Source organism: Christensenella hongkongensis (assembly GCF_000981035.1).
Lineage (GTDB): Bacteria > Bacillota > Clostridia > Christensenellales > Christensenellaceae > Christensenella > Christensenella hongkongensis.
Window position 1 is genome coordinate 20,078 of record NZ_LAYJ01000029.1, and the last position, 25,216, is coordinate 45,293.

Below are 25,216 nucleotides of genomic sequence, written 5' to 3' on the forward strand. Positions count from 1 at the left end.
CCATTTTGTTTTACTGAATACAAAATACAGGAAAAGGAGCTTTGCATGAAGCGGCACATTGTTTTCAGCGATATTGACGGAACATTACTTACCTCCACGCGGAGTATATCTCCCCTTACAATGCAGGCAATCACCAGCCTTCGCAATACACAAATTCCATTTGTGATCGTTTCAGCAAGAAGCCCATCGGCAATCTACCCGATTTTGCGCGAATATGATTTTAACTGCCCGATTATTTCTTACAGCGGCAGCCTGATGCTGGATGCAGACAGGAATGTCCTTTACGATGCCGGAATGACCAAAGAATATGCGGCGAAAATCATACAATTTGTAAAAAACCGGCAGTTCGACTTAAGCTGGAGCGCCTTTTCCATGGATGAATGGCTCGTTGAAGACACAGACGATCCCCGTATTATACGCGAAGAATATTATGTAAAGGCACGGGCGAAACGCGGCACGGTCAACGCTCTTGAGGACGGGGCGAACGTCAATAAAATCCTGTGTATCTGCAATCCCGGCCACATTTTAGAAATTGAACAGGAAATAGGTGCGGCGTTCCCCGATTGTTCCATTGCGAAATCGTCCGACATACTTCTGGAAATTATGGGAAAAGGTATTACGAAGGCGCATGCGGTGCACAGGCTATGCTCTATGTGGGGCTACGACATAAAAGACGCCATCGCGTTTGGTGATAACTATAACGACGAGGAAATGCTTAAGGCGGTGGGATACGGCTTCCTGATGGAAAACGCTCCCCATGCGCTGAAAGAAAGAATAGCAAATCATACTTTGGATAACGACCACGACGGTATCTATCATGCCCTGAAAAAAATGAATCTGATAAAGGATTGAGGCGGCGCCGGAGTATCCCTTCCCGGCAAAACACCCGGGAAGGTCAAACGCCGCTTTTCGTTCCGGCTGTGGTCACGCCTTAATACTGGAAGAGACGGAGCATAACGCTCCGCCTCTTTTACTTTACCTGTTTACCGTTCTTTCTTTTTGACCGGGAACAACACCGCTGTTTCCAGCTCCTCAGGGCTCAGCGCCATCTCTTCATCCTTCAGAAAACGCTCGATTGCCGGGCCGCACACCTCGTACTCATTCTGGTTTTCAAACCAGTTTTGTATTGCTTCATACGCATAGCGTACCGTTTCATATGGGCCAACGTGCGTGACCGCCGCAAACGTACCCGCCGGCAGCGTTTTTACGCCGTCGCCATCCTGAGCGACCTCTACCTGCGCCTCCACGTCCATCGCATCGTAAGAGAATTCGTCTCCCATATACATCTGCTGCGTCACTCCGGTGCGCGTAAACCCGCGATCCTTCATCTCCTTCAAAAGCTCCTGAAACAGCTCGTGCGTTTCGCTCACACTGATTGTTTTCCTCAGGCAAAACACCTTTTGCGGCGGTGCATTCATCACAATTACATGATATTTTTCCATCATAATACCGGTTCCCTCCATTTCGGCAATGTCGGCTTCCATCTGGCGTAATTTTTTGCGCAGCGCGTCAAGCTCTCCCTGCAGCCTCAGCCGCCGCGTATGGATACGCACGGCAAGCTCCTCCTGCGGCAGGGGCAGAAGCCCGCGAATCTCCGCAAGCGAAAATCCGTAGCCTTTCAGCGTCTCGATCTGCTCCGCAACCGCAAGCTGTGCAGGATCATAATACCGATAGCCGTTTTCCGCCACATATGCCGGGCACAGCAGGCCCATGAGGTCATAGTGCCGCAGCATCCGTGCGGAAAGTCCGCCCAGCTTTGCAAATCCGCCAATGGTAAGCATGAATAATCTCCTTCTCAGAACCGGTTCTTTTCTAAGAATACACCTTCACACAGTGTCAAGGTCAAGCATTTATTTTTCGCGGATGATTTTTTTACTGCTGAAATACGTAATCGCAAAATAGATACCGTAAATCACCGCTATGAGCGCAAGTCCCCAGATTACGTCCTGATATACGTTTTCGTACCACATCATATTGATCATGCTCATGATTCCCTGTATCCCAAAGATCGCGTGGACTGCCGCAACGGCGAGCGGTATCAGGAAATAGACCGCGATCTGTTTCAGGAGAGACCGGTTAATCAGCTTTTCATCCGTACCAAGCTTGCGCAGGGTAGCATACCGCCTTTTGTTGTCGTTTGCCGCGGAAAGCTGCTGCAGCGCAAGGATGACCGCCGCAGTCACAAGGAACGTAATGCCCAGGTAAATGCCCACAAATGAAATCGTCACGCGCAGTCCAACGCTCGAATCCTGCTGGCTGAGCGCGGTTGTAAAATAACTGTACGGACGGTCAGGATTTGCTTTTACCAACTCGTTTTGTTTGTCCCAAACCGCCTGGTTTGCCGCCTCGCGGTCAGCGCCCTGCGGGAATATCCCGTTTACAACGGCATCACCGAGCGTAAAACCGGAAACATCCTCATCCGGGTAAACAAGCGTGATCGGGGCAGCTGTCGAGGCCCCTGTGATACGCGTATTCACAACGCCGACAGCATTGCCCGGGACCGTATATTCCTTTCCATTGGAATGGATTGTTTTTCCGTCGTGTGAAAATTTTTGTAATTTCTCACCCATCGCCTCGTTATACGTAAACGCTCCGAGCTCGTTCCCGGAAAGCTCCACCTCCGGTTCTCCGATCATTTTCAAAAAGCTGTTGAACTGGGAAACCGGCACCGCCTCCGCAAATACCTCTTCTCCCATAACCTGCGCTATTTCGCTCATCTGGGACACCTCAAGGTAATCTCCAAACTGCTTCAGGATATCCACGTCGCTTTCGTAGCGCGCATATTCCGAGGTCTGCCCGTAAAGCTCGTCCATAGGGATCCCATAATTTTCAAGCGCCCGAAGACCGCTCCCCTCGCTTTGTACCGCCTCTGCCTTCATCCTGTATTCCGTATCGAACCGCAGCTCGCGGTAGGCCTCTTTGTTGACCGCGGCAGATACGCCGGAGCTTGCCCCCAGCGTTACGATCGTTACAAACAGCATGATGCAAATGAGCGCCATTGACGTATGCGTGGAATTGATCTTGCTTGTTAGCTGGCGCGTCACAAACAGGTTGAGGCCCTTAAAATACCGTTTCTTGTTGCTCGAGGCAATCTTATAAACGAATCCGGACAGCCCTGCGAACAGCAGGAAGGTTCCGGGTATGCCAAACAGCATCACAAACGGCAGGTACATAATCAGCATTCCCTTGATGATCAGGTAATATGCAATGATAATCAGCACGATGCCCGCTATGGTAAGCGCCACCGACACGCCTGTTTTACGGCTGATCACCTTTTCGTTTTCCTCTTCGGCATGCAGCAGCCTGATCACCTTTTGCTTGGATACGCGCACCGCGTTGAAGATCATTACGCACACAAACATCGCGCCAAAGTAAATGACAGACTGCGTCATCGCCTTTGCCGAGAATACAAACACATATTCCTTGAGCTGTACCTCAAACATCCTTGCCGTAATGAGCGACATTCCCTGCGAGAAGAGCACGCCCAGCAGCAGTCCCACGGCAAGCGCGATTACCCCTACCAGCAGCGTTTCCACCATGAAGATCGCGGCCACCCGCCCTTTTCCCATACCAAGCACAAGATATACGCCAAGCTCTTTATTCCTGCGCTTGATGAGGAAGTTGTTTGCATACAGGATCAGAATGCCAAGCGTAATCGCTACGAACGTAGAAAACACCTTAATGCTTTCCAGCATCACCTGTGCGGAAGTCGCTTTACTTGAATTCAGGTCCATAATCGCCTGCTGCGCATCCAGCGAGTTAAACGCATAAAAAAACATGACCGCAAACATCAGCGTAATAAAATAGACCGTATAATCGCCGAAGCTTTTACGTACGTTCCTGAAAGCTAATTTAAACAGCATCGGCTACGTCACCTCCCAGAAGGGAAACCACTTCGATGATCTTGCTGAAGAAATCCTTGCGGCTGTCCGCCCCGCGCAAAAGCTCTGTAAAAATCTTGCCGTCGCGCAAAAACAGAATCCTGCTGCAATAGCTCGCTGCGAATGCGTCGTGCGTTACCATAAGCAGCGTCGCCCCCAGTCTTTGGTTCATATTCACAAAGTTTTCAAGCAGCATCCGCGAGGATTTGGAATCGAGCGCCCCCGTCGGCTCGTCCGCCAGGATGAGCGAAGGATTTGTAATAATTGCGCGCGCGGCGGCTACACGCTGCTTTTGCCCGCCCGACATTTCGCACGGATATTTATAGAGCACGTCATTGATCTCGAGCGTCTGTGCGATATTTTTGATGCGTTCCTTAATCTGCTTATAGCCCACGCCGCAAATCGTCAGCGCGAGCGCGATATTTTCATACCCCGACAATGTATCAAGCAGGTTGAAATCCTGGAAAATAAATCCAAGCTGTTCCCTGCGGAATCCGGCCAGCCGCCCGGCTTTCAGCTCTGTGATATCCGTGCCGCCGATCATAATATGGCCGCTCGTCACGTTGTCGATTGTGGAAATACAATTCAGCAGCGTCGTTTTTCCGCTTCCGGACGGGCCCATAATGCCAAGGAATTCGCCCTTTCCAACGTCAAAATTCACGTCGTTTAAGGCGCGCGTCATGTTCCCCTTTCCGCCGTATATTTTTTCTACATTCCTGACTTTGAGTAGTGTCTCCATTTTTGCCTCCCAATAAATGCTCATTGCAAACTCCATTTGATAAAATAGCGGTTTTCCTCCACCGCAATTTTATTATACAAAGCAGCCCGCATTGCATCTATCGCTCTAGCTTACGCAAACCTTACATTTTTGTAAGGCGGCAAAAATCTATTCGCAGATGCTGCCTTTTTCCGTAACGTCATATATCCGTCATCGAGCTTTTGGGGAATGTAATACTGATCGCAGTCCCCTCTCCTTCCGTAGAAGAGACGGCGATACCGTGCCCCAGCCGGTCGCATAATTTCGCGCAAAGATAAAGCCCCATGCCGGTCGATTTTTCCTTCTTTCGCCCATTGCTTCCGGTGAACCCTTTTTCAAAGATACGCCCAACCTCCGCCGCCGGTATCCCTATTCCGTTATCGCTGATACTGAGCACCACGGAATTTGGGTTCTCCTTTGCGGTAATTATGATTTGAGCGTCCGCTTTATCGCTGTATTTGATTGCATTCCCCAGAATCTGGTTCAAAATGAATTCGATCCATTTTGCGTCCGTATATACGATGATATCCGGCAATTCCGCTTCAAAACGGATCTTCCTTCCAATTAATTGTTTTGCGTTTCTCCTTGCCGCGGCATAAACGATCTCCCTGAGGTTTGCCTTGCGCACCATGTAATCCTTTTCCACAGCGTTGCTCCGCGCATAAAACAGCACCTGCTCTACAAGGTTCTCCAGTGCGGAAAGGTCTTCGCCAAGCCCGTCCGCCCCTGCAAAGCCGTCGCTGTTTTCCAGAATCAGCCGCGAGGACGCAATCGGCGTCTTGATTTCGTGCACCCACATTTCAATATATTCCTGGTATTCTTTTTGCGCCTTACTGTATTTCCTGATTTCCTCAAGCATTGCCTTATTCGACGTCTTCAGCGCATCGTAAAGGATCATTCCTTCCCTGAAATCCGGCCTTTCCACCATTTCCGCAATGAGGTTCTTGCGTTCAAGCGAATCAAGCATTTCAATAAAATTTTCATAAAACGCCTTTCGCTTCCTGTATTCCACAATTAATGGCACGACCATGCAGGCAAGGAAAATACATCCAAAAAACACAATGATCATCGTTCCTACGGAAAGCAGGTAAAACAAAAGTATCACCGCCACAAGCAGGAATGCGTCAAACAATAAAAAAACCGCTTTATCCCTCAGGTATTCCATCCATCTCATTTTAACAAATAACCCTGTCCCCTCTTTGTTTCGATCACATCCTTAAGGCCAGCCTCTTCAAGCTTTTTCCGCAGGCGGTTCACATTTACATTCAGCGTGTTTTCGTCCACAAACATATCGCTGCTCCACAGATCCGTCATCAGGTCGTCGCGCGAAACAATACTGCCCGGGTGCTGCGCGAGAGTGCTCAATATACGCAGTTCATTTTTGGTAAGCTCGATTTCCTGTCCGCCATACTCCACTACGCTGCGCGAATTATTCAGCAAAAACCTGCCGCAGTCCACTTTATCTACAGTATGGTACGCACGCTTCAGAACCGAATTGATGCGCGCCAGAAGAATCTGCGTATTATAGGGCTTTGTTACAAAGTCGTCCGCGCCAAGGTTCATGCTCATCAGCTCGTCCATTTCCGTGTTCCGGCTCGTGACAATAATAATCGGCAGGGACGATTCCTTCCGAACCTCACGGCAAATCGAATATCCGTCCACCACCGGCAGGTTGATGTCCAGCAGCAAAAGATCGGCTTCCTCCTTTAAAATATCCTCAACCACATGGTCAAAGGAATCGACCAAAAAGACGTCGTACCCGTATTTTTGAAGAAACGAGCCAAGCTCGTCCCGTATTTTCTGATTATCTTCCACAATGCAAATTTTCATTTCGAAACACTGTCCTTTCCCATAACATACCGTGAAGCGCGTCTGAAACGGTATGAGACGCTTTTGCACATATGCGGCGCAAAACGCAGGCCAAGCAATGCGAGGCGCCATCAAATGCAAATAACGTTTTTCATTTGATACCAGTATTATAAAACAAAAGCGGGACGCCCACAACGCAATTCACCCAGTCTATTCTTAACATTCCCTTACAAAATAAAAAACGGAAAGCAAACTGCTTCCCGTTTTTAACTTCCTTTTATTCGGCTCTTTCGTTTGATTCCGGCAGCCGGAACCAGAATACGCTTCCCTTGCCTTCCTCGCTCGTTACGCCATACTGCGCGTTGTGCAGCCCCAGCACGCCCTTCACGATGGACAGCCCGAGGCCTGTCCCCACGGCTGCCCGCTTGTGTGCCTTATCTACCTTGTAATAGCGGTCCCAGATATATTCAAGCTTATCCGCCGGAATCCCCTCGCCGTCGTCTTCCACCGATATCGTAACCGAGCCATCCCTGACCACCTGGCGCACAACCACCCTTTTATCTTTGCCCGTATATGTAATGGCATTGTTCACGAGGTTATATACCACCTGCGTGATCTTTACCATGTCCGCCTCCACAAAAACATCGTCCCCATGGATAAATTCAAGCGTATAGCCGTCCTGCTCCACCAGCTTGGTGTACCGTGACAAAATATCACGTATCGCCTGCGTGAGGTTGAAGCGCGTCTTTTCAAGGGTTTGCGTCCCCGCCTGCAGCTTGGAAATGTCCATCACGTCGTTCACAAGCGTCGTAAGCCGTTTTGCTTCGTCTATAATGATTTGGATATTTTGCGGTGTGCTCTCGCCGGGGATATCCCTCATTACCTCCGCATATCCGGTGATCAGCGTAAGAGGCGTACGCAGGTCGTGCGATATGTTTGCAATCAGCTCCCGCCGCAAATTTTCCACCTTGGAAAGCTCACGTGCCGCATAATTGAGCGTATCCGCAAGCTCGGCGATCTCCCTGTAACCCGTATCGTCAAAATGCACGTCGTCATATTCCGCACGCGCAAGCTTTTTGGCGCTCTTGTTGATCCTGACGATTGGCTTTGACACCCATTTTGAGATCATAAAAGCAAGGAACAGCGCGCACGCGATCAAAATAATGGTGACATAGATCAACTGTACTCGAAGCGTTTCCACCGTAGAGCTTACAGGCGTAATTTTGGAATTCAAAAGCAGCATGAGCTGCGTCCCGTCAGCGCCCGTTATGATGTGTGAATAAATGAGGCTTTCGGACATACCAGAGTCCGGCGGCGGCACGTTTCCCTGGAATTTATCCTGGTTATACTGCGAGTTGACAAACTGCGTCCGCGGCATAATCTGGATCATACTCCCGCCGTTTGCAATCGTTTTTTGCTTAATCGCTTCAAGCTCAAATTCCGGCAGCTTGTGGATCACGCAATCCGGCAGGGTTTCCGCCGCGTATACTTCCTGTTCCTGAGCGTCCACCACGCGTACGCATACGTCAAAACGCTGCCCAATCCGGTCAATCAACGACTGGACATCGCTGTTATCGATATTTTGTTCGATCATCTGTGCAATTTTTTTGATTTCTCCCTGCTTGATCGCCTGGTAAAAATCATTCAAAAAAACAATTTGGAACAACCACAAAAGCACGAGCATCGCCGCGGCGAAAATCAGGATATATGAAAATATTTTCCATTTTACGCTTATCTTACTGGATTTCAAACCGGTAACCCACTCCCCTTAACGTCACGATATAATCGCGGTAATCCTTGAGCGCCGTCCTAAGAAGCTTGATGTGCGTATCGAGAGTCCTGTCGTCCCCATAAAAATCGTATCCCCACACCTCTGTAATGAGTTTTTCCCGCGTGAGGGCAATCCCTTTGTTCTTCGCAAGGTAATAGAGCAGCTCGTATCCCTTGGGCGAAAGCTCCGCCTTTTCTCCGTCCACATAGACGATCATCGCCGATGTGTCGATTTTGAGTCCGCCGAAATCCATTACCTCGTTATCGCTTCCGCTCTTTTTGGCGCGCTGCAAAATTGCATTCACACGCATCATCAGCTCTTTTGGAGAAAACGGCTTTACCACATAATCGTCGATGCCAAGCTCAAAACCGTGTATTTTGTCATATTCCTCACCGCGCGCCGATAACATCAGCACAGGGATATCCTTTTCCTCCCTGATTTTACTGCACGCCGAAAATCCATCGAGCTCGGGCATCATGATATCCATAATAATGAAATCATAATCATTGTCCCTGCACATAGTTACCGCTTCCATGCCGTCCGCAGCTTCTGCTACCTCGTAACCTTCAAATTCCGCGTACTTGCGTATCAGAGAACGGATATTATCTTCATCATCTACGACAAGTATTTTATACATCACTTCACCGCCATCTTTTTTTCTCAATTCTATCCTACCCTTCCAGTGTGAACGCCATGTGAAAACAAAACGATTTTTCTCCCCGTCCAAATTAAATTTCGTCTTTCACATTATAACAGTTGTTTTCCCTGAAATGTATTGTTTTTGCATAAAACAGCTTACAAAAATATCCTGAAAATATTGTATTGCTTTTCATGTTATGATAAAATACAAAAAGTCAGTAAAAGGACAATTATGCCGAAGTGGCGGAATTGGCAGACGCACAGGACTTAAAATCCTGCGGGAGTTAAACCCCGTACCGGTTCGATCCCGGTCTTCGGCACCACGTCGGAGCAAAGTTCGCTTTGCTCCGTTTTTTGTTTCACAAAAAAACTTCGCTTGCTTCCTTGCTCCTCCTCTTCCCCACGAAACTCACTTCGTTCGAGTTTCGTGGGGCCACCAATACTTTTGTGCCTATGAATACTCAACCACAGAGCAAAGTAACCTTTGCTCTGTTTTTTATATTCTTTATCCAAATCTGTTTGTATAATTATTCCCTTAATATATTGCCTTCCTTTTGTGAAAGGGCTACAATAAACTCATTAAAATTGATATGGGGATTTTATATGAACCGTTCAAATACCCTGCTTTCATTTCAGGAAACCTGCCAGAAGCTATTGATATCAAAAGCCACCTGCCGCAACTGGATCAGGCTCAAAAGGCTTACGCCTGTTTTTGGCAAAGGCTGCAAAGCGCAGTTTGACCGGGCCCAGGTTGACAGCCTGTTGCAGGATATCCGGCTTGGCAGGAAGACTTCCCTGCGAAGCCGCAGGAATAAAAGACATATTTCCGGCTTTGGATTTTATAAGGATTATATCGGAAGCCAGAGTCATAATATCTGCGCAGCGCAGGAAATCATCGCTTCCGGCCCTTATCCTGAGGCCTGCCTGCCGTATATACTTGCGGGTTATTCCCTTTTACTGCTGTGTCAGGCACATGGCATTCCCTGTCCTCAAAACGATGGCAGCGTCCTTTATGACTTTCTGAACGGAACGCTTGATATTGGGTCTTACGGCGCCCTGATCAACGATCTTCTTGCCGGTTCCGACAAACGGTTTGCATCCCCCAGGCACCTTTGTGCCGCTTTATCCGGCCGATTGAATTACCGTGCCTATGAAGACGTCCTCGGCCTGCTCTATATTTCCCTTAAAAATACAAGCAGCCGAAAATCTTCCGGCATTTATTACACGCCCGCGCACATCGTAGACCAGATGGTTCAGCCGCTTATCAGTCAAACCGGTTCGTCCTGCCCTGACATGATTGATCCGTGTTGCGGAACCGGCAACTTTCTGCTTTCCCTCGCAAAAAGCCCGTATGGCGCCGCACGCCTGCACGGCCAGGATGTGGATCCTGTCGCTGTGACGCTCACGAGAATCAACCTCGCCCTGTGCCCCAAGCGTCCCGACCTTAACACGCTGTATAAGAACATCACCTGCGGCGATACGCTGCACAGTCTTCCCCATAAGGAATATGGCCTGATTGTCGGCAACCCTCCGTGGGGCTCTCTCTCGCTTCATGCCAGGCACGTGGATCACATGGATTCCTGTGCCCTGTTTCTGGAGCAGGCGATCGGGCGGCTTTCTCCCGGCGGCACGCTTTCCTTCGTCCTTCCCGAATCCCTCCTCACCGTCCGTTCCCATAAAAAAATCCGGCAAATTCTTCTTTCCCGGACACAGATCAACCGTATCGATTACCTTGGCAACATATTTGACGGGGTGCAGTGTCCAGCCGTCATACTGACACTGCAACATTCCGGCAAGCCCTGTAGTGCCAAAGGCATCTGTATTCACAGCGCAGGACACGACTTTTTGATTCGTAAGGAACGCAATCTATCCGCAGAACGCATCTGCCTGCGAACCACCGACCGTGAATACGCGCTGCTTCAAAAGCTCGAACATACTCCCGGCTGCATCACGCTCAAAGGAAAAGCCGATTTTGCACTGGGTATCGTTACAGGAAATAACCAGGCTTTGCTTGCGGACCAGAACCACGAAAACACAGAACCCGTTTTAAAGGGAGCGGAGCTTCGCAAATACCGTTTTATGCCGCCCTCCCAATCAATCGTATACCAACCGGAAAAATTCCAGCAGACGGCTCCTGAGCAGCTATACCGGGCTCCGGAAAAATTGTTATACCGTTTTGTCGGCGGCTGCCTCGTATTTGCCTACGACAACCAGGGGACGCTTTCGCTTAACAGCTGCAATATCGTCATTCCCCGTGCGGAAGGATTTTGCATCAAGTACATCCTTGCGGCGCTCAATTCCCGTGCTATGCAGTTTTACTTTACCCAAACATTCTCCTCCGTAAAAATATTGCGCTCCCACATTGAAGCCCTTCCCATCCCCGCTGCCAATGAAAAGGAGCAGAATGAAATAGCATTGCTTGCGGACCGGCTGTTATGCGAAAGCAATCCTGCCGCGTTGCGCGCGTTATACGAAGATATCGACCGAAAGCTGATGCGCCTGTTCCTGCTTGCGGAAGACGAGCAGGAATATATCCGTAATACGCTTCAAAACAAAAATGATTTTTTAATATAATTTCGCCTTCTCAAAAAAATTAAAAAAATTCACCTCAAAGTCTTGACAGCATAAGTTCTTTATAATAAAATAATAGACGCACTGTGAATGCAGCGCTAATGCGTGGGAGTATAGCTCAGCTGGGAGAGCATCTGCCTTACAAGCAGAGGGTCACAGGTTCGAGCCCTGTTACTCCCACCATTATTATTTATGGCCTGGTAGTTCAGTTGGTTAGAACGCTAGCCTGTCACGCTAGAGGTCGAGAGTTCGAGTCTCTTCCAGGTCGCCATTTTTTACAGCGTATTAACATATGGCGTCGCATGGCTGTGCCGCCGTAAAGGTTCGCTGCATAGCAGTTTCTAACAAATGCTTGCTGCGTAACCATTTGACAAACTGCAATAAATATCATGCGGGAGTGGCTCAGTGGTAGAGCGTCGCCTTGCCAAGGCGAATGTCGCGAGTTCGAATCTCGTCTTCCGCTCCATATGGCGCCATAGCCAAGTGGTAAGGCAGGGGCCTGCAAAGCCCTTACCCCCAGTTCAAATCTGGGTGGCGCCTCCATCTTTGCGGCAGTATCCGCAATAAAAAACCTCGTTTTATGACGAGGCTTTTTTATATTCAGATACAAAAAAAGCCCTGCAAAACGCAGGGCCTGCTATTATGACTGCTCCGTATCTTCGTCGTCCCCTTCTTCGTCGCCCTCATAATAGAGCTGCTGGAAGATGTTCCACAATTCATCAAGCTCCTGTTCCGATTCGATGGGCAGGTAAACATCCCCGTCCTCATCCTCTTTGATCCGCATAATCAAAACTTCGCCCACATCAAATTCATCCATTTTCTCGATTGGCGTAAACGCGACATAAAAGTCCTCGTCCACTTCGAATGTCAGCAAATGCTCAAATTTTAATACGTTGCCGTCCTCGTCCTGCATTTCGATCAAGTTTAATTCTTCACTCATTGCTTTTTCCTTTCTACTATTTGGTTTACAGGCTGTCCATATACCCCTGCAAAATATACACCGCGGCAATTTTATCCACAACCGCTTTTCTTTTTTTCCTGCTCATGTCCGCTTCAATCAGCGTACGGTGGGCGCTTTTTGTCGTCAGGCGCTCGTCCCAGTAAATCAGCGGCAGACCGCTTGCCTCCCTGAGCTTTTCGGCAAAATCCTGTACCTTCTCCGCCTGCTCTCCAAGCGTGCCGTTCATATTTTTTGGCAAACCGCAAACGATCTTATCCACATCGTTTGCTTTTATGATTTCGCAAAAATGTCCAATGTCGGCCTGCTCGTCCTTGCGCGTATAGGTTTCAAGTCCCTGCGCCGTAATCATCAGTAAATCGGAAAGCGCGGAGCCAATCCGCACATCTCCCACGTCAAGTCCCAATATTCTTCCCAAATGTTTCTCCTTTTTGCCCTGTCGCCCTTGCCGCTCCCGCCTGGCTGCCGGATGCCGCGTATAAAAAATCACGCCTGAAACAAACAGCGCCAGGCGTGATCTGTATCTTATTACATTTGCTTGATATAATAGCTCACAAGCTCTTCAAGCAGTTCGTCACGGTCAACGCTCGCAATCAAAGAACGTGCGTTTTTGTATCCCGTCACATAGGTCGGATCGCCGGAAACAATATAGCCGATCAACTGGTTCACCGGATCATATCCCTTTTCGCGCATCGCCTCGCTAACAATGCGAATAATTCCGCGCACCGGATTTTCCAGCTCCTTGTCAAAGTTAAACTGCATTGTTTTATCTAAATCTGCCATGCTTCCTCCTCCTTTTTAGCCACTGTCACTCTGGTTTCATTATAGACCAATCCAGGCCCATTGTAAATCAATATTATTTAAAATGCCTTCACAGACGTGTTTTCAAATACAATTTGCCCGTTCCGACAGCCTTACCAGTTCCCTGACCGTGTCGTCCAGCTGCCGCTTTGTGGTCGTATCTCCCATGGTAAAGCGCAGCGCGTTTCTGGCAACCCTCTCCGGGAGTCCCATCGCAAGCAGCACATGGGACGGCTCGAGCGATCCGCTCGCACACGCCGATCCGCCGGAACATTCAATGCCCGCCAAATCAAGGCTCACAAGCGCTGCCTCCGTCTCTACGGATTCAAGCGAGATATTAACATTATTGCACAACCGTTGCGTCGGATGCCCATTAAGCCGTACGCCCGCAATGTGTTTTAACAGCTCGGTTATCATATAATCGCGAAGCATGGTCAATTGCCCTACCGTTTCGTCAAGCGATTTTACCGCCAGCTCAAACGCCCTGGCAAGGCCAACCGCCTCAGGCACATTTTCCGTCCCTGCACGCTTCTGCCGCTCCTGTGCGCCGCCACGCATATATTGTCCTATCTTTACGCCATCGCGGACATAAAGCGCTCCCACCCCTTTCGGGCCGTAAAACTTATGCGCTGAAACCGACAACAAATCAATATGGTCGGCCTGTACGTCAATCGGCAAGTGTCCCGCGGCCTGTACCGCGTCCGAATGGAACAGCACCCCCGCTTCTCTTGCGACTTCGCCAATCTCGCGCACCGGGTTTATTGTGCCTACCTCATTGTTTGCGTAGCATACCGATATAAGCACCGTATTATCGCGCAGCGCATCTTTCACCTGTTCTGCGCCCACCATGCCATATTCATCCGGCTTAAGAAAGGTCACTTCACATCCATTGCCCTGCAGGTATCTGGCCGCTTCAAGCACTGCATGATGCTCCACGGCAGTTGTGATCAGGTGTTTTCCTTTACCTGCCCCTACAATCCCGCACAGCGCCCAGTTATCGCTCTCCGTACCGCCGGACGTAAAATAAATCTCGCCCGCTGTCCCTGCATGGATGCAGCCTGCAACCATCCTGCGCGCTTCATCCAGCGCACGCTTTGCATATCTTCCGCTTTCATATATGCTGGACGGATTTCCAAAGTGCTCCTTGTAATAAGGCAGCATTGCCTCCAAAACCTCATCCTTTACATAAGTCGTTGCCGCATAATCCAAATATATCCTGTCCATGGCACTTCATTCCCCTGTGCTTAAAAGCACAACTTCGTTTCATTGATAAACGTCTCTTTTTTTCCAAAACACCTTTTATGTAATGGCAATGAACGAACCCATTGCGCCGGTATTCCCATTGTCGCGCCGGTGGGAATAAAAGAGTTCACCGTTTGAATAGGTGCACAAATCCGCGCACGTAATATTTTCCGCAGGGATTTTCCTGCCATATAATTGCCGCAGCAGCGCACGTTGCAGGCTTACATAAGTTTTTCCGTTGCGCACGCGCACCACGTCGCCGCCAAATTTATCACAAAACGGCTGTGCAACGTCTGCCTGCACTTCAAAACAGTCCTGCATAATATGCGGGCCGATGCCCACGATCAGATCCTGCGGTTTTGAACCGAATTCGCGGACAAAAACGTCTGCAACCTTACCTGATATTTCCTGATATACACCGCGCCAGCCCGCGTGGCTTACACAGGCAATGCGCTTTTCCCTGTCCGCAAAAAAGACCGGCACACAGTCCGCATGCAGCGTCACCGCTGTAATTCCCTTTTCCCGGATGATCATCGCATCGCACGCAGGAAGATCGCTTTGCCGTGTAATCCCTTTTCCCGCGTCGTCACGCGTCGCGCAATAAATGCCGTCCCCGTGCGCGTAATTAACGAGCGCAAGCCCCTCGTAGGGTACGTCCAGAACACCGCACACGCGGCGGTAGTTCTCTTCTTTATTCTGCGGGGAATTTTCCCTGGTCCTGCTTAAATTAAGCGATTCATAGCAGCCACTGCTCACCCCGCCCACACGTGTCGTGAAGAGATGCTTCTCAAATCCCGCCTGCGTAAAGGAAGGGATCGTCAGGTATTTGACTCCGTTTTTTTCGCACAGCAAAAAACCGCGCTTCACTTTTTCTTCAAACGCGTTCATTTATTTCTCCGTCAAAAGCTTATTCAGTTCTTCCTTGAACGTATTGATATCCTTAAACTGGCGATATACTGACGCAAAGCGTACATAAGCCACTTCATCGAGCTTACGAAGGCCCTCCATTACAATCTCCCCTACTTCGTGCGAGGTGATTTCCTGACTGGGCGCATTGTATACGGAACGCTCGATTTCATTGATCAGATCCTCAATGTCCTGAAAGGATACTTCCCTTTTCTCACAAGCCTTCACGATTCCTTTTTTTATCTTTTCGATATCAAAGACTTCGCGCTTTCCGTCCTTTTTGATTACAAAAACAGGAAGGCTCTCCACTTTTTCATATGTGGTAAAACGCTTTCCGCATTTCAGGCACTCCCTGCGGCGGCGGATAGAGGTTCCTTCGTCCACCGGACGCGAATCCACAACTTTGCTCTCAGGAAAATCACAATAAATACATTTCACACGTTTTTCCTCCGTTGCGATCAAGTTTTATTGTGATAAGTATACCATATTTAGTAGTGTAAATCATTTTTTTTCGTATATTTTGACATTCGGTTCCATACTTTTTTTAATTTTATCCACAATTTTACGTTCTACCTTGGATACGCATGACTGGGTTACGCCCAAAATATACGCCACCTGCTTTTGCGTTTTGGCTTCCAGTCCGCTCAAACCAAACCTGTTCCTCACGATTTCCTGTTCCCGCGCCGGCATCTCTTTGATGATTTCTCTGACGTCCTGCGCAAATTCCTGCCGCTCCAACCGTTCCAGAATCTCCTCATCACCCACCGTCAAAACTTCCTTGAGTTGCCTGCCCACAGTTTCCCCGCCGCCAATCGTCGCTTCAAGGGAAACTTCTTTCTGGCGGTACGCCCTGCGAAGATACATCAGCATCTCGTTCCTGATGCACTGGGATGCAAATGTCGCAAATTTAATTTTTTTCGAGACGTCAAAGTGATTACTCGCCTTAATCAGGCCAATGCTGCCAACAGACATCAAATCGTCAAAATCCGCTTTTGCGCCTGCATATTTTCTTGCAATAAAAAATACAATACGCAATGTCCTTTCCACAAGAAAATTCCTGATGTCCGGGTTCCCCATTTCCAGTTCCCTGACAGCGGCTTTTTCTTCCTCTACGCTCATTAACGGCGGATAATTTTCGATGCTATGCTGGTCTACTTTGTTATTTTTCATAATAATCATCTCGAAATACTAATAATATTTTTATCATATCATCTGATATTTCATTCTTTTTGTCGGTTTATGTAGGTTTTTTTATATTTTTTAATATTTCTCGTTGATTGTTACAGCACTTTCACCGAAAGCAGGTTATGCAATGCTTACAATAAACTGCTTGCATTTGCAATTTGTGCCAAAAGCCTGTAACCGGCCTTTTGACAAATTGCTGTAACAGCACATAAAAAAAGGCCCTTTTTTTCACAAAAAAGGCCTTTTTATGCTCTGTTTTATATGCCCGGCTTCAACACCGGGAATCGTCCAGGCGATCAGTAATCGCTTCTGTTCCTTCTCGGCTTCTTTTTCAGGAAGGACGGGATTTCCAAGTCCTCATCGCCAAATACTTCAAGCGGTTCCTGCTTATCGGTTGCTTCCTTCAGGTCGGAACCGGATGATTTTTCACGATAGGACGGCACCGGATCAAGATCAAGCGCTACCTCGTCGGTAAACTCAATTTTCTCCTCAAGCTTCGCTTTTCCGCCCACCTTGTTCGGCACTGTTCCCGGAGCGTCAAAGCCGGTAGCAATCACCGTGATGCGCACCTCGTCGTCAAGCGAAGGATCTATGCACACGCCGAAGAATACATCCGCTTCCGGATCTGCGCCTTCCTGTATGATTTTTGCCGCTTCCTGGATTTCATACATGCCAAGCGACGGATCACCCGTTACGTTGAAGATAATCCCGCGTGCGCCTTCAATCGTCGTATCAAGCAGAGGACTGTTGATCGCCTGTTTTGCAGCTTCGACCGTTTTGTTCTCTCCATAGCCGATACCAATTCCCATATGTGCAACGCCGCGAAGCGTCATAACCTTTTTTACATCCGCAAAGTCGAGGTTGATGAGCGCAGGTTTTCCAATCAGGTCGATGATCCCCTGGATTCCCTGACGTAATACGTCGTCCGCCACGCGGAACGCATCTACAAGCGGAGTATCCTTACCTACCGTATTGAGCAACTTATCGTTGGGGATCGTAACGATCGTATCCACAACGGATTTCAAGTCCTCAAAGCCAACGTCAGCCGCTTTTGCGCGGGGATGGCCCTCAAACCAGAACGGCTTTGTAACAAACCCGATCGTCAGGCTGCCTTCCTCCTTGGAAATTTCAGCAATCACGGGTGCGGCGCCTGTGCCGGTTCCGCCGCCCAGGCCACAGGCAACAAAAACAAGATCCGAGCCCTTTACCGCCTGCTCGAGATCGTCGCGGCTTTCCTCAGCCGCCTTCCTGCCCGTATCCGGATCCGCCCCGGAACCAAGACCTTTTGTCAGCTTTTCGCCGATCTGAATTTTTTGATCTGCCTTTGACAGAAACAACGCCTGCTTATCGGTGTTTACCGCAATCAGCTCCGCGCCCTTCACGCCAAACTCAATCATGCGGTTCACCGCATTATTTCCAGCTCCACCTACGCCAAAAACACGAATCTTAGCAAAGTTTTCACTGTTATTATCAAATTCAAGTGACATTTATTTTCCTCCTTAGAGTATGGGTAAATTATTCAAACAGTACATCCTGTCCCCGTCCGAAAAGGCCTTTCCTTCTGGCCGGAGATTTACTTTGAATGTAACCATCATACGCATATTGCATAAGCGCATAAGCCGAGTGCATATCCGGCGGCTGCAGCTTGGTATTCTGAACGCGGATCAGCGTCGGCGTCCTTCCGGAAACAGCCCGGAAAAAGCTGTCCGAGCCCTTCATAAACGCCAAGCCCCCGCCTGTCAGGTACATATTAATTTTGCGGCTGACACTGATCTCCGACTTGTTCAAAAGCTTGCAGATATATAAGATCAGGTGCTCTACCCGCGCGTCAATGATCTCCTTTAAGAGATCGTAGGGATATTTTTTCAGTTTTCCATCCGAGCCTTTTGCAAAGAGCTGCGAAATGCTGTTATTGTCGGAAAGTCCAAACGTATACCTTCGCTTCAGCTGCTCTGCCGTCTCATCGTCCACCTTCATGGCGTAAGCAATATCATGCGTGATGTGCCCTCCGCCCATTGGTATCGTTGTGAAATGCAAAAGGGAGTCCCCGTAAACAAGCGATACATTTGTGCTGTAATAGCCAATATCAATAATCGCCGCAATCGCGTCGCGTTTTTCGGCAGGCAGAAGATAGAGCGCCTCCGCAAGCGGTTCCGGGATAAAATAATCCACGCGCACGCCCAAATGGTTTAACAAATCCATAACGTCTTTCAGGAAAAACTTATTTGCAAAGGTAAACGATATACAGCCGCGCAAACGCTTTGTGGGTATATCGTAAGGATCAAGATAGATATTGTCGTCATCCATCAAAAACCAGGCCGGCCATTCATGCACCAGCGTCAAATCTTCCGGGAAATCAAAACGGCGCGCCTTCTCGATCAGAAGATCGACGTCTTTTTCCGTTACGCGCCCTTTTACCGGCACCTGTGCGTTCTGGTTGATTACATTGATAAAGGAACCCGGAATGCCGACATCCGCATTCCTGATACGCGTACCCGTCTGCCTTTCGCAAGCTTCCAGCGCATGCTCAAGGGCATAGATCACATTTTTCGGTTCCACCCATTTCGAATTTTTGATTCCTTCGTATGGAACCTGGGCGTACCCTAAAACCTCCAGCCCCATTCGCTGCTTTTTTTCAGCGACGGTGCAGGAGATTTTCGATGTTCCAAATTCAATCACCGTTTTGAAATCTCTCATTCAAAAACCAACCTTAAGCATCCTATTTCTTCATGGATACAAAAAACCATTGTGTTTATCATAACACATCCATAGAAAAAACAAAATACTTTTATCCGATTTTGTCACATTTTTGTTACATTCAAAGGTCTATTCGGCCGCTGGCTCCTGTGTAGGCTCCGCAGGGGCGTCCTGCCCGCCTGACGCATAAATCGAGGCGGACGTACCGGAAGAAACGTCAAGCGTACCGGAGGTTCTGTCCGTATCCGTAAGCTTTGGAAGCGTGCGCTTGATCCACTTTACCTTATCTACAAATTTATCGCCCTGGCCAAATTTAATATTCATGCCTTCCCGCGTCTTCAGCTTGATGCTGTTAATATCCGTCAGGTCGATCGACGCAATCGAGTCGATCATTTCACGCTCCTTAAGCGCATTCAAAAGATCGGTGTAAACCGATATCTTAAAGGTATCGTCTGTTGAAATCTGCTTTCCGAGATTCGCTGCGGTCAGTATAAAGCCCTCCACCACCGGATACTGCGTGCTTGGCTCGACAGGCTGTATTTCCAGTACGTTTGCGTTGATGTCAGCGAGCAGATACTGGTCGGAATAGTATATCAGCGCTTCCGGCGTGCGTTCCTTAACGTTAATTACAAGCGTCTTGGGATAAGACTTTTCTATGCTTTCCACCTCAATATACGGTTCAGTTTCAATGTTCTCCTTGATTTGCTCCGTATCCACAACAAACATATGCGTTTTGGGCGGTATATTTGCAAGCTTGGAAATATAGCCTGCGTCATAGCTTTCGTTCCCCTTCACTTCCAGATTCTCCACCTGAAAATACGCATATATAAAGTAGCCCGCTCCTGCCAGCAGCAGGATCGCGATTACGATCGATACAATTGTTCTTCCCGCACCACGTCCCTTGTGCGGATTGCTTCTATCTCTCATCTTTCCTCCGGAAATTATTTTTATTCATGTTCGCCAGATGCAGATGCCATCATGATCCGTCTTGATTGCTTCGATATATTGAGCAAAATACCGATCATGGCCATAAATATGACAAGCGACGAACTGCCATAGCTGATAAACGGAAGGGATACGCCGGTTGGCGGCAGCAGGCTTGTAACTACGCCTACGTTGATTACTACCTGCAGCCCAATCAAAACAATGATGCCTGTGGCAACCATTGTTCCGAACAGGTCGGGCGCTGTCGCCGCCACCTTGATTCCCCTGTAAATCAGGAAGATAAACAGCAGCAGCAAAACAACAGCGCCAACAAGTCCGAGTTCCTCCGCAATAATCGAAAATATAAAGTCCGACTCGCCATACGGCAGCCAGGACAATTTTTGCGTGCCGTTACCGATCCCCTGCCCAAACAGTCCTCCTGAGCCAATCCCGTACAAAGACTGGATTACCTGATATCCGTCCCCGGTAGGATTTTGCCACGGATCCAGAAAAGAAGTAATACGGCTGACACGATAAGACTCGCGCATCATGAGCACCACGCCGCCAACAACGCCAACGCTGCCAAGCGCAGCGAGGTGCCACCCTTTCGCACCGCCAATAAAGATCATAATAAAGGCAAGCCCGCACAACACGATGATCGCAGAATAGTTCGGCTGGAAATACAGCAACGCGCAGATTGGCAGCAGCACAAATAACGACGGTAATATCCCATACCGGAAGGTATCCATGCGGTTTCTGTTCACGTAGATGGTCGCCGCGATAAAAATAATCAATGAAAATTTTGCGATCTCAGCAGGCTGTACGCTGATCCCCGCAATGCGAACCCAGCGGCTGGAGCCATTGAGGTTCGTTCCTACACCTGGCACGAGCACTGCAATCAGAAAAACGATGGCAATCGCCAAAAAAACATATTTCAGCTTGATCAGCTTCTTATAATCAAAAAACATAAAGAAGATCATTACCGCAAGCCCAAGGCCCGCGCCAACAAGCTGCTTTTTAAAAAGCGACAACCCGTCGTAATCATAAAGCGCAGAGGACTGCGCCATATAATAACTGGCGCTGAACACCATAATAAGCCCGTAAGCCACCAATATTAAAGTCACAATCAGCAAAGAGTAATCAATCGAGCCCTTCGGCAGACTGCTCTTTTTTCTTTTCATCATCAAAGGCCCTTCACAATTTCTTTAAAGATACGTCCTCTTTCTTCGAAGTTCCGGAACATATCCCAGCTTGCACACGCCGGTGAAAGAAGTACGTTATCGCCTTCATCGGCAATGCTGTAGGCCTTCAAAACCGCATCCTCAAAGCCCGTAGCCCTGATATAATTCGGATAGTTACATTCCTGTGCCGCCGCAATGATTTTTTCCGCAGTATCGCCCAGTACGATCACCGCCTTGATCATCGGCGTAAACTCTTCAAATAAAGGTACAAAGTCGTTTTTCTTATCAAATCCACCCAAAAGCAGTACCGTCGGCGCTGTCATTGCTTTAATTGCATTGATCGTAGCGTCAGGATTGGTTCCCTTGGAATCATTGATGAACGAAACGCCGTTCACCGTCCGAACAAATTCGATCCTGTGCTCAACGCCCGGGAAAGTCCTGAGCGTTTGCGCAATCACCTCCGGCGCGATTCCATAAAGGCAGGCAAGCGCGCTTGCCGCAAGCGCGTTTTCAAGGTTATGCCGTCCGGGTATCCTGACTTCCTTCGCAGGCAGGATGATAGTCTCTTTTCCTTCCAAAGAAAAACAGATATTTCCTTCCTTTATATATGCCCCGTTTTGCGGGATCATATCAATGCTGAACCAAACCACCTTCGCTTTAATCTGCGGGGCAAGCGCGCGCACCAGCTCGTTATCATAATTTAAAACGCAATAATCTTCCGCCGTTTGGTTTTTGAAAATTTTTGCCTTCGCGGCAATATAATTTTCCATTGTTCCATAACGGTCCAGATGATCCTCCGTAATATTGAGGATTGCGCTTTCCCGCGGCCTGTAATCAGAGATCGTGTCCAGCTGCAGCGCAGCCGTTTCCGCAACCACTACATCGCCGGCCTTCGTTTGCATCGCTTCCTGTGTGATCGGTACCCCTATATTGCCAAGTACATGCGTAGGTATTCCCGCACTTTTGAAAATTTCCCCTGTGAGCGCCGTTGTGGTCGTTTTACCGTTTGTCCCTGTGATTGCAATAAAATCCGCCTTTGAGACTTCAAAACCAAGCTCAATCTCCGCAATTACACTCTTGTTAAGCTCATAAGCCTTTTTGATAAAAGGCAGGCCAAGCGGCACGCCGGGACTCAATACCAGAATATCCATTTCAGGTATCAGGTCTATCGGATCCTTCCCAAGCATATCGTGATACTTGTACCCCTCCAGCTCGTCAAGAAGGTGCTCCGGCAAATGCTGTTTTGGCTTTATGTCGTAAATCGTTACATCCGCGCCAAGCCTGCAAAGCAGCACGGCGGAAGAAACGCCACTTTTCGCCATTCCAATGACTAAAACCTTTTTATTTTTGTAATCCATGCAAGCTTCCCCCAAATTCGTTTACATTGAAACGAAAAACAATATCAATCCTCCGATGCACAGCAGCATCGTTGCAACCATATATCCTGACACTACCTGTGTTTCTGCAGCCCCGCCAAGCTCAAAGTGATGGTGCAGCGGCGCCATTCGAAACACGCGTTTTCCGCGCAGCTTGAAGGAACCGACCTGTATAATCACAGAGATTGCAGACAGTACGAACATAAAGCCCATAATCGGCAGGAAGAGCTGCATATCCGTTGCAATTCCCATCGCAGTCAGCGCCGCGCCCAGTGCAAACGAGCCCGTATCTCCCATAAATACCTTTGCAGGATGGGAGTTGAAGCACAAAAACGCGATACAGGAACCTGCTACAGCTGCTGTAAACATCGTCATATTCGACATATCCGAAGCGATCTCCGGCGTTACAACCGCCGCGCCGACTACACTCAGAATAAATATCAACAAAAACGTCACGGAATTGATGAGCGTAATGCCAGTTGCAAGCCCATCGAGGCCGTCTGTCAGGTTCACGCTGTTCACCATCGCAATCAGGATAAACATCGTAAACGGAATATACCCTGCGCCAAGCTCCCAAAGCTGTCCTGAACCGGGGACAAACGCCATATCGAGTCCGAGCCAGTAGTATGCAAGGCAAGCCACCACTGCAGCCGCGATCAGCTGAAGCACAATTTTCTGCCATGCCCGCAGGCCGAGCGAACGCTTCATAAATAATTTAAGGCCGTCGTCCAGAAACCCGATCAACGCAAACGCAAGTACGGTGATCACAGAGAAAACCGTGTATCGCAAATCATCTCCCGCAAAAATAAAACTCGATGCAACAATGCCAATCAGCATGATGACGCCGCCCATTGTTGGTGTGCCTTCCTTTACAAGATGCGTCTGCGGGCCGTCGTCCCGTACGTGCTGTCCCGCTTTTGCCCTTCTCAGGATCGGTATGATGATTTTCGCCGCTACGAACGTAATCGCAAATGAGATCAGTATCGTCAGCAGCATATTTAACGTAAAATTCATTGAGCGTTTTCCCCTCGGTTCTGCTTATTTATGATATCCAAGCTTATTTAAAAGTTCTTCCACGACAACCTTTTCATCAAAGTCGTGCTTTTCACCTTTTATTTCCTGATAATCCTCGTGCCCTTTTCCTGCAAGCAGGATCACATCGTCTTTTTTTGCAGTGCGGATCGCGTGTTCGATCGCATCCCTGCGGTTAACAATACAGACATATTCCCCGCTTGTCTGGCGCATACCCTCTTCGATCTGCGCGATGATTGCCACCGGCTCCTCATATCTGGGATTGTCAGACGTGATGATCGTAAAATCAGACATCTCTCCCGCGATTTTCCCCATCACTGCGCGCTTTGTCGCATCCCGGTTGCCGCCGCAGCCGAAGATTGTTACCACGCGCCCGGGCGCAAACTTTTTGGCCGTGGCGATCGCATTTTTAAGGCTGTCCGGCGTGTGGGCGTAATCGAGTATGATGCTAAAGCTTCCGCCATGTGTGTCCAGCGGTTCAAACCGTCCCGCAACAGGCGGCATCGCTTTCAGGCCCTGTTCGATGCAGTAGCTGTCTATCCCAAGCGCATTCGCCGCAACGATCGCGCCCATTGCATTGTATACTGTAAAATATCCGGGAATACCGATCTCCACATGGAGAGTATGCCCGTTAAGGTCAATGTCAAACTGTGTGCTTTCATGCGTGATTTCAATTTCCTTCGCCGCATACTGCACCGGCTGCATCACGCTGTATTTGATGATTTCGCTTCTTGCCGCCGCCATCATATTTGCGGCGCTGTCATCGTCTATGTTGATCACCGATATCCGCGATTGCTCAAAAAGCATACTTTTGGCGGCAATATAGTTGTCCCATGTCTGGTGAAAATCCAAATGATCCTGCGTCAGATTTGTAAAAATCCCCACATCAAACTCAATACCAAACACCCGCTTCAAAACAAGCGAATGCGAGGACACCTCCATCGCAACGATATCGCAGCCCTCTTCCGCCATTTTTTTAAGCAGGCGCTGCAGATCAACCGATTCAGGCGTCGTGCGCTCCGTGTGGATCACCTCGTCGCCGATCATGTTCCTGATGGTGCCGATTACTCCCACCTTCATACCCGCCTGCTCCGCAATCGCCTTGAGCATATAGGTCGTCGTCGTTTTGCCGTTTGTACCGGTGACGCCCACCATTTTCATGCGTTTTGCGGGAAAATCAAAAAAGCGGCAAGCCGCGAGCGCCATTGTCTCACGGTCGTTTTTTACAATTACCTGCGTCACATCAAGGTTCGGCTGGAACTCGGTCACGACAACCGCAGCCGCTCCCTTTTTGACCGCCTCAGGCGCATATTTCAGGCCGTCTTCCGCAAATCCGGAAATGCAAAAAAACAGATCGCCGCGTTTCACGCCACGCGAATCGTATTTTAAATCTTTGATTTCGACCGTTTCATCGCCATGAATCTCGCAAATCATTCCGCGAAACACTTCATTCAGCTTCATTTTTTGCACCTCCTGATTTTTTATC

The 25,216-nt window shown here is 48.8% G+C and carries 24 protein-coding genes and 5 tRNA genes; 7 read left to right on the forward strand and 22 right to left on the reverse strand.

What is annotated here, in order from left to right; genetic code table 11:
- The first annotated feature begins 45 nt into the window (after positions 1-45).
- Positions 46-852: a Cof-type HAD-IIB family hydrolase gene (locus CHK_RS00890; RefSeq protein ID WP_046442076.1), complete on the forward strand. Its 807-nt coding sequence runs from the start codon at positions 46-48 to the stop codon at positions 850-852.
- 131 nt (positions 853-983) lie between these two features.
- Here CHK_RS00890 and CHK_RS00895 read toward each other — a convergent pair whose 3' ends face one another.
- The 7 genes from CHK_RS00895 to CHK_RS00925 all read right to left on the reverse strand — a co-directional run bounded on the left by CHK_RS00895 (position 984) and on the right by CHK_RS00925 (position 8,855).
- A complete protein-coding gene (locus CHK_RS00895) occupies positions 984-1,781 on the reverse strand; it encodes a MerR family transcriptional regulator (protein WP_046442079.1) in 798 nt (265 codons plus the stop codon).
- Between the two features lie 69 nt (positions 1,782-1,850).
- Complete coding sequence (locus CHK_RS00900) at positions 1,851-3,863, reverse strand: FtsX-like permease family protein (RefSeq protein ID WP_046442081.1); 2,013 nt, start codon at positions 3,861-3,863, stop codon at positions 1,851-1,853.
- Positions 3,853-4,620 carry an ABC transporter ATP-binding protein gene (locus CHK_RS00905; protein WP_046442128.1) on the reverse strand — a complete coding sequence of 256 codons (768 nt, stop codon included), beginning with the start codon at positions 4,618-4,620 and terminating at the stop codon, positions 3,853-3,855. Before CHK_RS00905 ends, CHK_RS00900 begins: the two co-directional genes overlap by 11 nt.
- 178 nt (positions 4,621-4,798) lie before the next feature.
- Positions 4,799-5,812, reverse strand: coding sequence for a sensor histidine kinase (locus tag CHK_RS00910; protein WP_046442082.1), 1,014 nt, complete (start codon positions 5,810-5,812; stop codon positions 4,799-4,801).
- Positions 5,809-6,468 carry a response regulator transcription factor gene (locus CHK_RS00915; protein ID WP_046442129.1) on the reverse strand — a complete coding sequence of 220 codons (660 nt, stop codon included), beginning with the start codon at positions 6,466-6,468 and terminating at the stop codon, positions 5,809-5,811. The genes CHK_RS00910 and CHK_RS00915 overlap by 4 nt, the downstream gene beginning before the upstream one ends.
- 256 nt (positions 6,469-6,724) lie before the next feature.
- Positions 6,725-8,197, reverse strand: coding sequence for a sensor histidine kinase (locus CHK_RS00920; RefSeq protein ID WP_046442083.1), 1,473 nt, complete (start codon positions 8,195-8,197; stop codon positions 6,725-6,727).
- A complete protein-coding gene (locus tag CHK_RS00925; RefSeq protein WP_046442086.1) occupies positions 8,184-8,855 on the reverse strand; it encodes a response regulator transcription factor in 672 nt (223 codons plus the stop codon). The genes CHK_RS00920 and CHK_RS00925 overlap by 14 nt, the downstream gene beginning before the upstream one ends.
- 236 nt (positions 8,856-9,091) lie before the next feature.
- On the opposite strand from CHK_RS00925, the gene CHK_RS00930 reads away from it, so the two are divergent.
- Positions 9,092-9,180, forward strand: a tRNA-Leu gene (locus tag CHK_RS00930).
- Between the two features lie 337 nt (positions 9,181-9,517).
- Here CHK_RS00930 and CHK_RS17080 read toward each other — a convergent pair.
- The gene (locus tag CHK_RS17080; protein WP_407923513.1) at positions 9,518-9,679 is read right to left on the reverse strand and encodes a hypothetical protein; all 162 of its coding nucleotides are present in this window, start codon (positions 9,677-9,679) and stop codon (positions 9,518-9,520) included.
- Positions 9,680-9,991: 312 nt separating this feature from the next.
- Here CHK_RS17080 and CHK_RS00935 point away from each other — a divergent pair, with 312 nt between their 5' ends.
- The 5 genes from CHK_RS00935 to CHK_RS00955 all read left to right on the forward strand — a co-directional run bounded on the left by CHK_RS00935 (position 9,992) and on the right by CHK_RS00955 (position 11,971).
- Complete coding sequence (locus tag CHK_RS00935; protein WP_407923514.1) at positions 9,992-11,431, forward strand: TaqI-like C-terminal specificity domain-containing protein; 1,440 nt, start codon at positions 9,992-9,994, stop codon at positions 11,429-11,431.
- 104 nt (positions 11,432-11,535) lie between these two features.
- Positions 11,536-11,611: transfer RNA gene (locus CHK_RS00940), tRNA-Val, on the forward strand.
- Positions 11,612-11,622: 11 nt separating this feature from the next.
- Positions 11,623-11,699: transfer RNA gene (locus CHK_RS00945), tRNA-Asp, on the forward strand.
- A 120-nt stretch (positions 11,700-11,819) separates the two neighbouring features.
- Positions 11,820-11,894: transfer RNA gene (locus CHK_RS00950), tRNA-Gly, on the forward strand.
- 3 nt (positions 11,895-11,897) lie between these two features.
- Positions 11,898-11,971 (forward strand) — tRNA-Cys (locus CHK_RS00955).
- 97 nt (positions 11,972-12,068) lie between these two features.
- On the opposite strand, the gene CHK_RS00960 is transcribed toward CHK_RS00955, so the two are convergent.
- From CHK_RS00960 to CHK_RS01025, 14 genes are all read right to left on the reverse strand, one after another.
- Positions 12,069-12,368, reverse strand: a complete 300-nt coding sequence (locus CHK_RS00960; protein WP_046442087.1) for a DUF1292 domain-containing protein — start codon at positions 12,366-12,368, stop codon at positions 12,069-12,071.
- 25 nt (positions 12,369-12,393) lie between these two features.
- The gene (gene ruvX / locus CHK_RS00965) at positions 12,394-12,804 is read right to left on the reverse strand and encodes a Holliday junction resolvase RuvX (RefSeq protein ID WP_046442088.1); all 411 of its coding nucleotides are present in this window, start codon (positions 12,802-12,804) and stop codon (positions 12,394-12,396) included.
- A gap of 110 nt (positions 12,805-12,914) precedes the next feature.
- On the reverse strand, positions 12,915-13,169 hold the full coding sequence (locus tag CHK_RS00970; RefSeq protein ID WP_046442090.1) for an IreB family regulatory phosphoprotein: 255 nt from the start codon (positions 13,167-13,169) through the stop codon (positions 12,915-12,917).
- A 102-nt stretch (positions 13,170-13,271) separates the two neighbouring features.
- The gene (locus tag CHK_RS00975; RefSeq protein WP_046442092.1) at positions 13,272-14,411 is read right to left on the reverse strand and encodes a cysteine desulfurase family protein; all 1,140 of its coding nucleotides are present in this window, start codon (positions 14,409-14,411) and stop codon (positions 13,272-13,274) included.
- Between the two features lie 75 nt (positions 14,412-14,486).
- Positions 14,487-15,317: a purine nucleoside phosphorylase YfiH/LACC1 family protein gene (locus CHK_RS00980; protein WP_052740103.1), complete on the reverse strand. Its 831-nt coding sequence runs from the start codon at positions 15,315-15,317 to the stop codon at positions 14,487-14,489.
- The gene (gene nrdR / locus CHK_RS00985; protein ID WP_046442094.1) at positions 15,318-15,773 is read right to left on the reverse strand and encodes a transcriptional regulator NrdR; all 456 of its coding nucleotides are present in this window, start codon (positions 15,771-15,773) and stop codon (positions 15,318-15,320) included.
- Between the two features lie 63 nt (positions 15,774-15,836).
- Positions 15,837-16,505 carry a sigma-70 family RNA polymerase sigma factor gene (locus CHK_RS00990; protein WP_052740105.1) on the reverse strand — a complete coding sequence of 223 codons (669 nt, stop codon included), beginning with the start codon at positions 16,503-16,505 and terminating at the stop codon, positions 15,837-15,839.
- Between the two features lie 311 nt (positions 16,506-16,816).
- Positions 16,817-18,007, reverse strand: coding sequence for a cell division protein FtsZ (gene ftsZ, locus CHK_RS00995; protein WP_046442098.1), 1,191 nt, complete (start codon positions 18,005-18,007; stop codon positions 16,817-16,819).
- A 28-nt stretch (positions 18,008-18,035) separates the two neighbouring features.
- Positions 18,036-19,217, reverse strand: a complete 1,182-nt coding sequence (locus CHK_RS01000; protein ID WP_046442099.1) for a cell division protein FtsA — start codon at positions 19,215-19,217, stop codon at positions 18,036-18,038.
- Positions 19,218-19,346: 129 nt separating this feature from the next.
- Positions 19,347-20,144 (reverse strand): cell division protein FtsQ/DivIB, encoded by a 798-nt coding sequence (locus CHK_RS01005; RefSeq protein ID WP_046442100.1) that lies wholly within the window; start codon positions 20,142-20,144, stop codon positions 19,347-19,349.
- Positions 20,145-20,164: 20 nt separating this feature from the next.
- Entirely contained in the window at positions 20,165-21,325 is a 1,161-nt protein-coding gene (gene ftsW / locus CHK_RS01010) for a putative lipid II flippase FtsW (RefSeq protein WP_052740108.1), read from the reverse strand.
- On the reverse strand, positions 21,325-22,680 hold the full coding sequence (murD, locus tag CHK_RS01015) for a UDP-N-acetylmuramoyl-L-alanine--D-glutamate ligase (protein WP_046442102.1): 1,356 nt from the start codon (positions 22,678-22,680) through the stop codon (positions 21,325-21,327). Before murD ends, ftsW begins: the two co-directional genes overlap by 1 nt.
- 21 nt (positions 22,681-22,701) lie before the next feature.
- Entirely contained in the window at positions 22,702-23,712 is a 1,011-nt protein-coding gene (gene mraY, locus CHK_RS01020; protein WP_046442103.1) for a phospho-N-acetylmuramoyl-pentapeptide-transferase, read from the reverse strand.
- 24 nt (positions 23,713-23,736) lie between these two features.
- On the reverse strand, positions 23,737-25,191 hold the full coding sequence (locus CHK_RS01025) for a UDP-N-acetylmuramoyl-L-alanyl-D-glutamate--2,6-diaminopimelate ligase (protein WP_046442105.1): 1,455 nt from the start codon (positions 25,189-25,191) through the stop codon (positions 23,737-23,739).
- Between the last annotated feature and the right edge of the window lie 25 nt (positions 25,192-25,216).

Bases quoted from the DNA above. Each gene is read 5' to 3' on its own strand.
- CHK_RS00890 (WP_046442076.1), top strand. From the start codon at position 46: ATGAAGCGGCACATTGTTTTCAGCGATATTGACGGAACATTACTTACC.
- CHK_RS00895 (WP_046442079.1), bottom strand. From the start codon at position 1,781: ATGCTTACCATTGGCGGATTTGCAAAGCTGGGCGGACTTTCCGCACGG.
- CHK_RS00900 (WP_046442081.1), bottom strand. From the start codon at position 3,863: ATGCTGTTTAAATTAGCTTTCAGGAACGTACGTAAAAGCTTCGGCGAT.
- CHK_RS00905 (WP_046442128.1), bottom strand. From the start codon at position 4,620: ATGGAGACACTACTCAAAGTCAGGAATGTAGAAAAAATATACGGCGGA.
- CHK_RS00910 (WP_046442082.1), bottom strand. From the start codon at position 5,812: ATGAGATGGATGGAATACCTGAGGGATAAAGCGGTTTTTTTATTGTTT.
- CHK_RS00915 (WP_046442129.1), bottom strand. From the start codon at position 6,468: ATGAAAATTTGCATTGTGGAAGATAATCAGAAAATACGGGACGAGCTT.
- CHK_RS00925 (WP_046442086.1), bottom strand. From the start codon at position 8,855: ATGTATAAAATACTTGTCGTAGATGATGAAGATAATATCCGTTCTCTG.
- CHK_RS17080 (WP_407923513.1), bottom strand. From the start codon at position 9,679: ATGTCTTTTATTCCTGCGGCTTCGCAGGGAAGTCTTCCTGCCAAGCCG.
- CHK_RS00960 (WP_046442087.1), bottom strand. From the start codon at position 12,368: ATGAGTGAAGAATTAAACTTGATCGAAATGCAGGACGAGGACGGCAAC.
- CHK_RS00970 (WP_046442090.1), bottom strand. From the start codon at position 13,169: ATGGCAGATTTAGATAAAACAATGCAGTTTAACTTTGACAAGGAGCTG.
- CHK_RS00975 (WP_046442092.1), bottom strand. From the start codon at position 14,411: ATGGACAGGATATATTTGGATTATGCGGCAACGACTTATGTAAAGGAT.
- CHK_RS00980 (WP_052740103.1), bottom strand. From the start codon at position 15,317: ATGAACGCGTTTGAAGAAAAAGTGAAGCGCGGTTTTTTGCTGTGCGAA.
- CHK_RS00990 (WP_052740105.1), bottom strand. From the start codon at position 16,505: ATGAAAAATAACAAAGTAGACCAGCATAGCATCGAAAATTATCCGCCG.
- ftsZ (WP_046442098.1), bottom strand. From the start codon at position 18,007: ATGTCACTTGAATTTGATAATAACAGTGAAAACTTTGCTAAGATTCGT.
- CHK_RS01000 (WP_046442099.1), bottom strand. From the start codon at position 19,217: ATGAGAGATTTCAAAACGGTGATTGAATTTGGAACATCGAAAATCTCC.
- CHK_RS01005 (WP_046442100.1), bottom strand. From the start codon at position 20,144: ATGAGAGATAGAAGCAATCCGCACAAGGGACGTGGTGCGGGAAGAACA.
- ftsW (WP_052740108.1), bottom strand. From the start codon at position 21,325: ATGATGAAAAGAAAAAAGAGCAGTCTGCCGAAGGGCTCGATTGATTAC.
- murD (WP_046442102.1), bottom strand. From the start codon at position 22,680: ATGGATTACAAAAATAAAAAGGTTTTAGTCATTGGAATGGCGAAAAGT.
- mraY (WP_046442103.1), bottom strand. From the start codon at position 23,712: ATGAATTTTACGTTAAATATGCTGCTGACGATACTGATCTCATTTGCG.
- CHK_RS01025 (WP_046442105.1), bottom strand. From the start codon at position 25,191: ATGAAGCTGAATGAAGTGTTTCGCGGAATGATTTGCGAGATTCATGGC.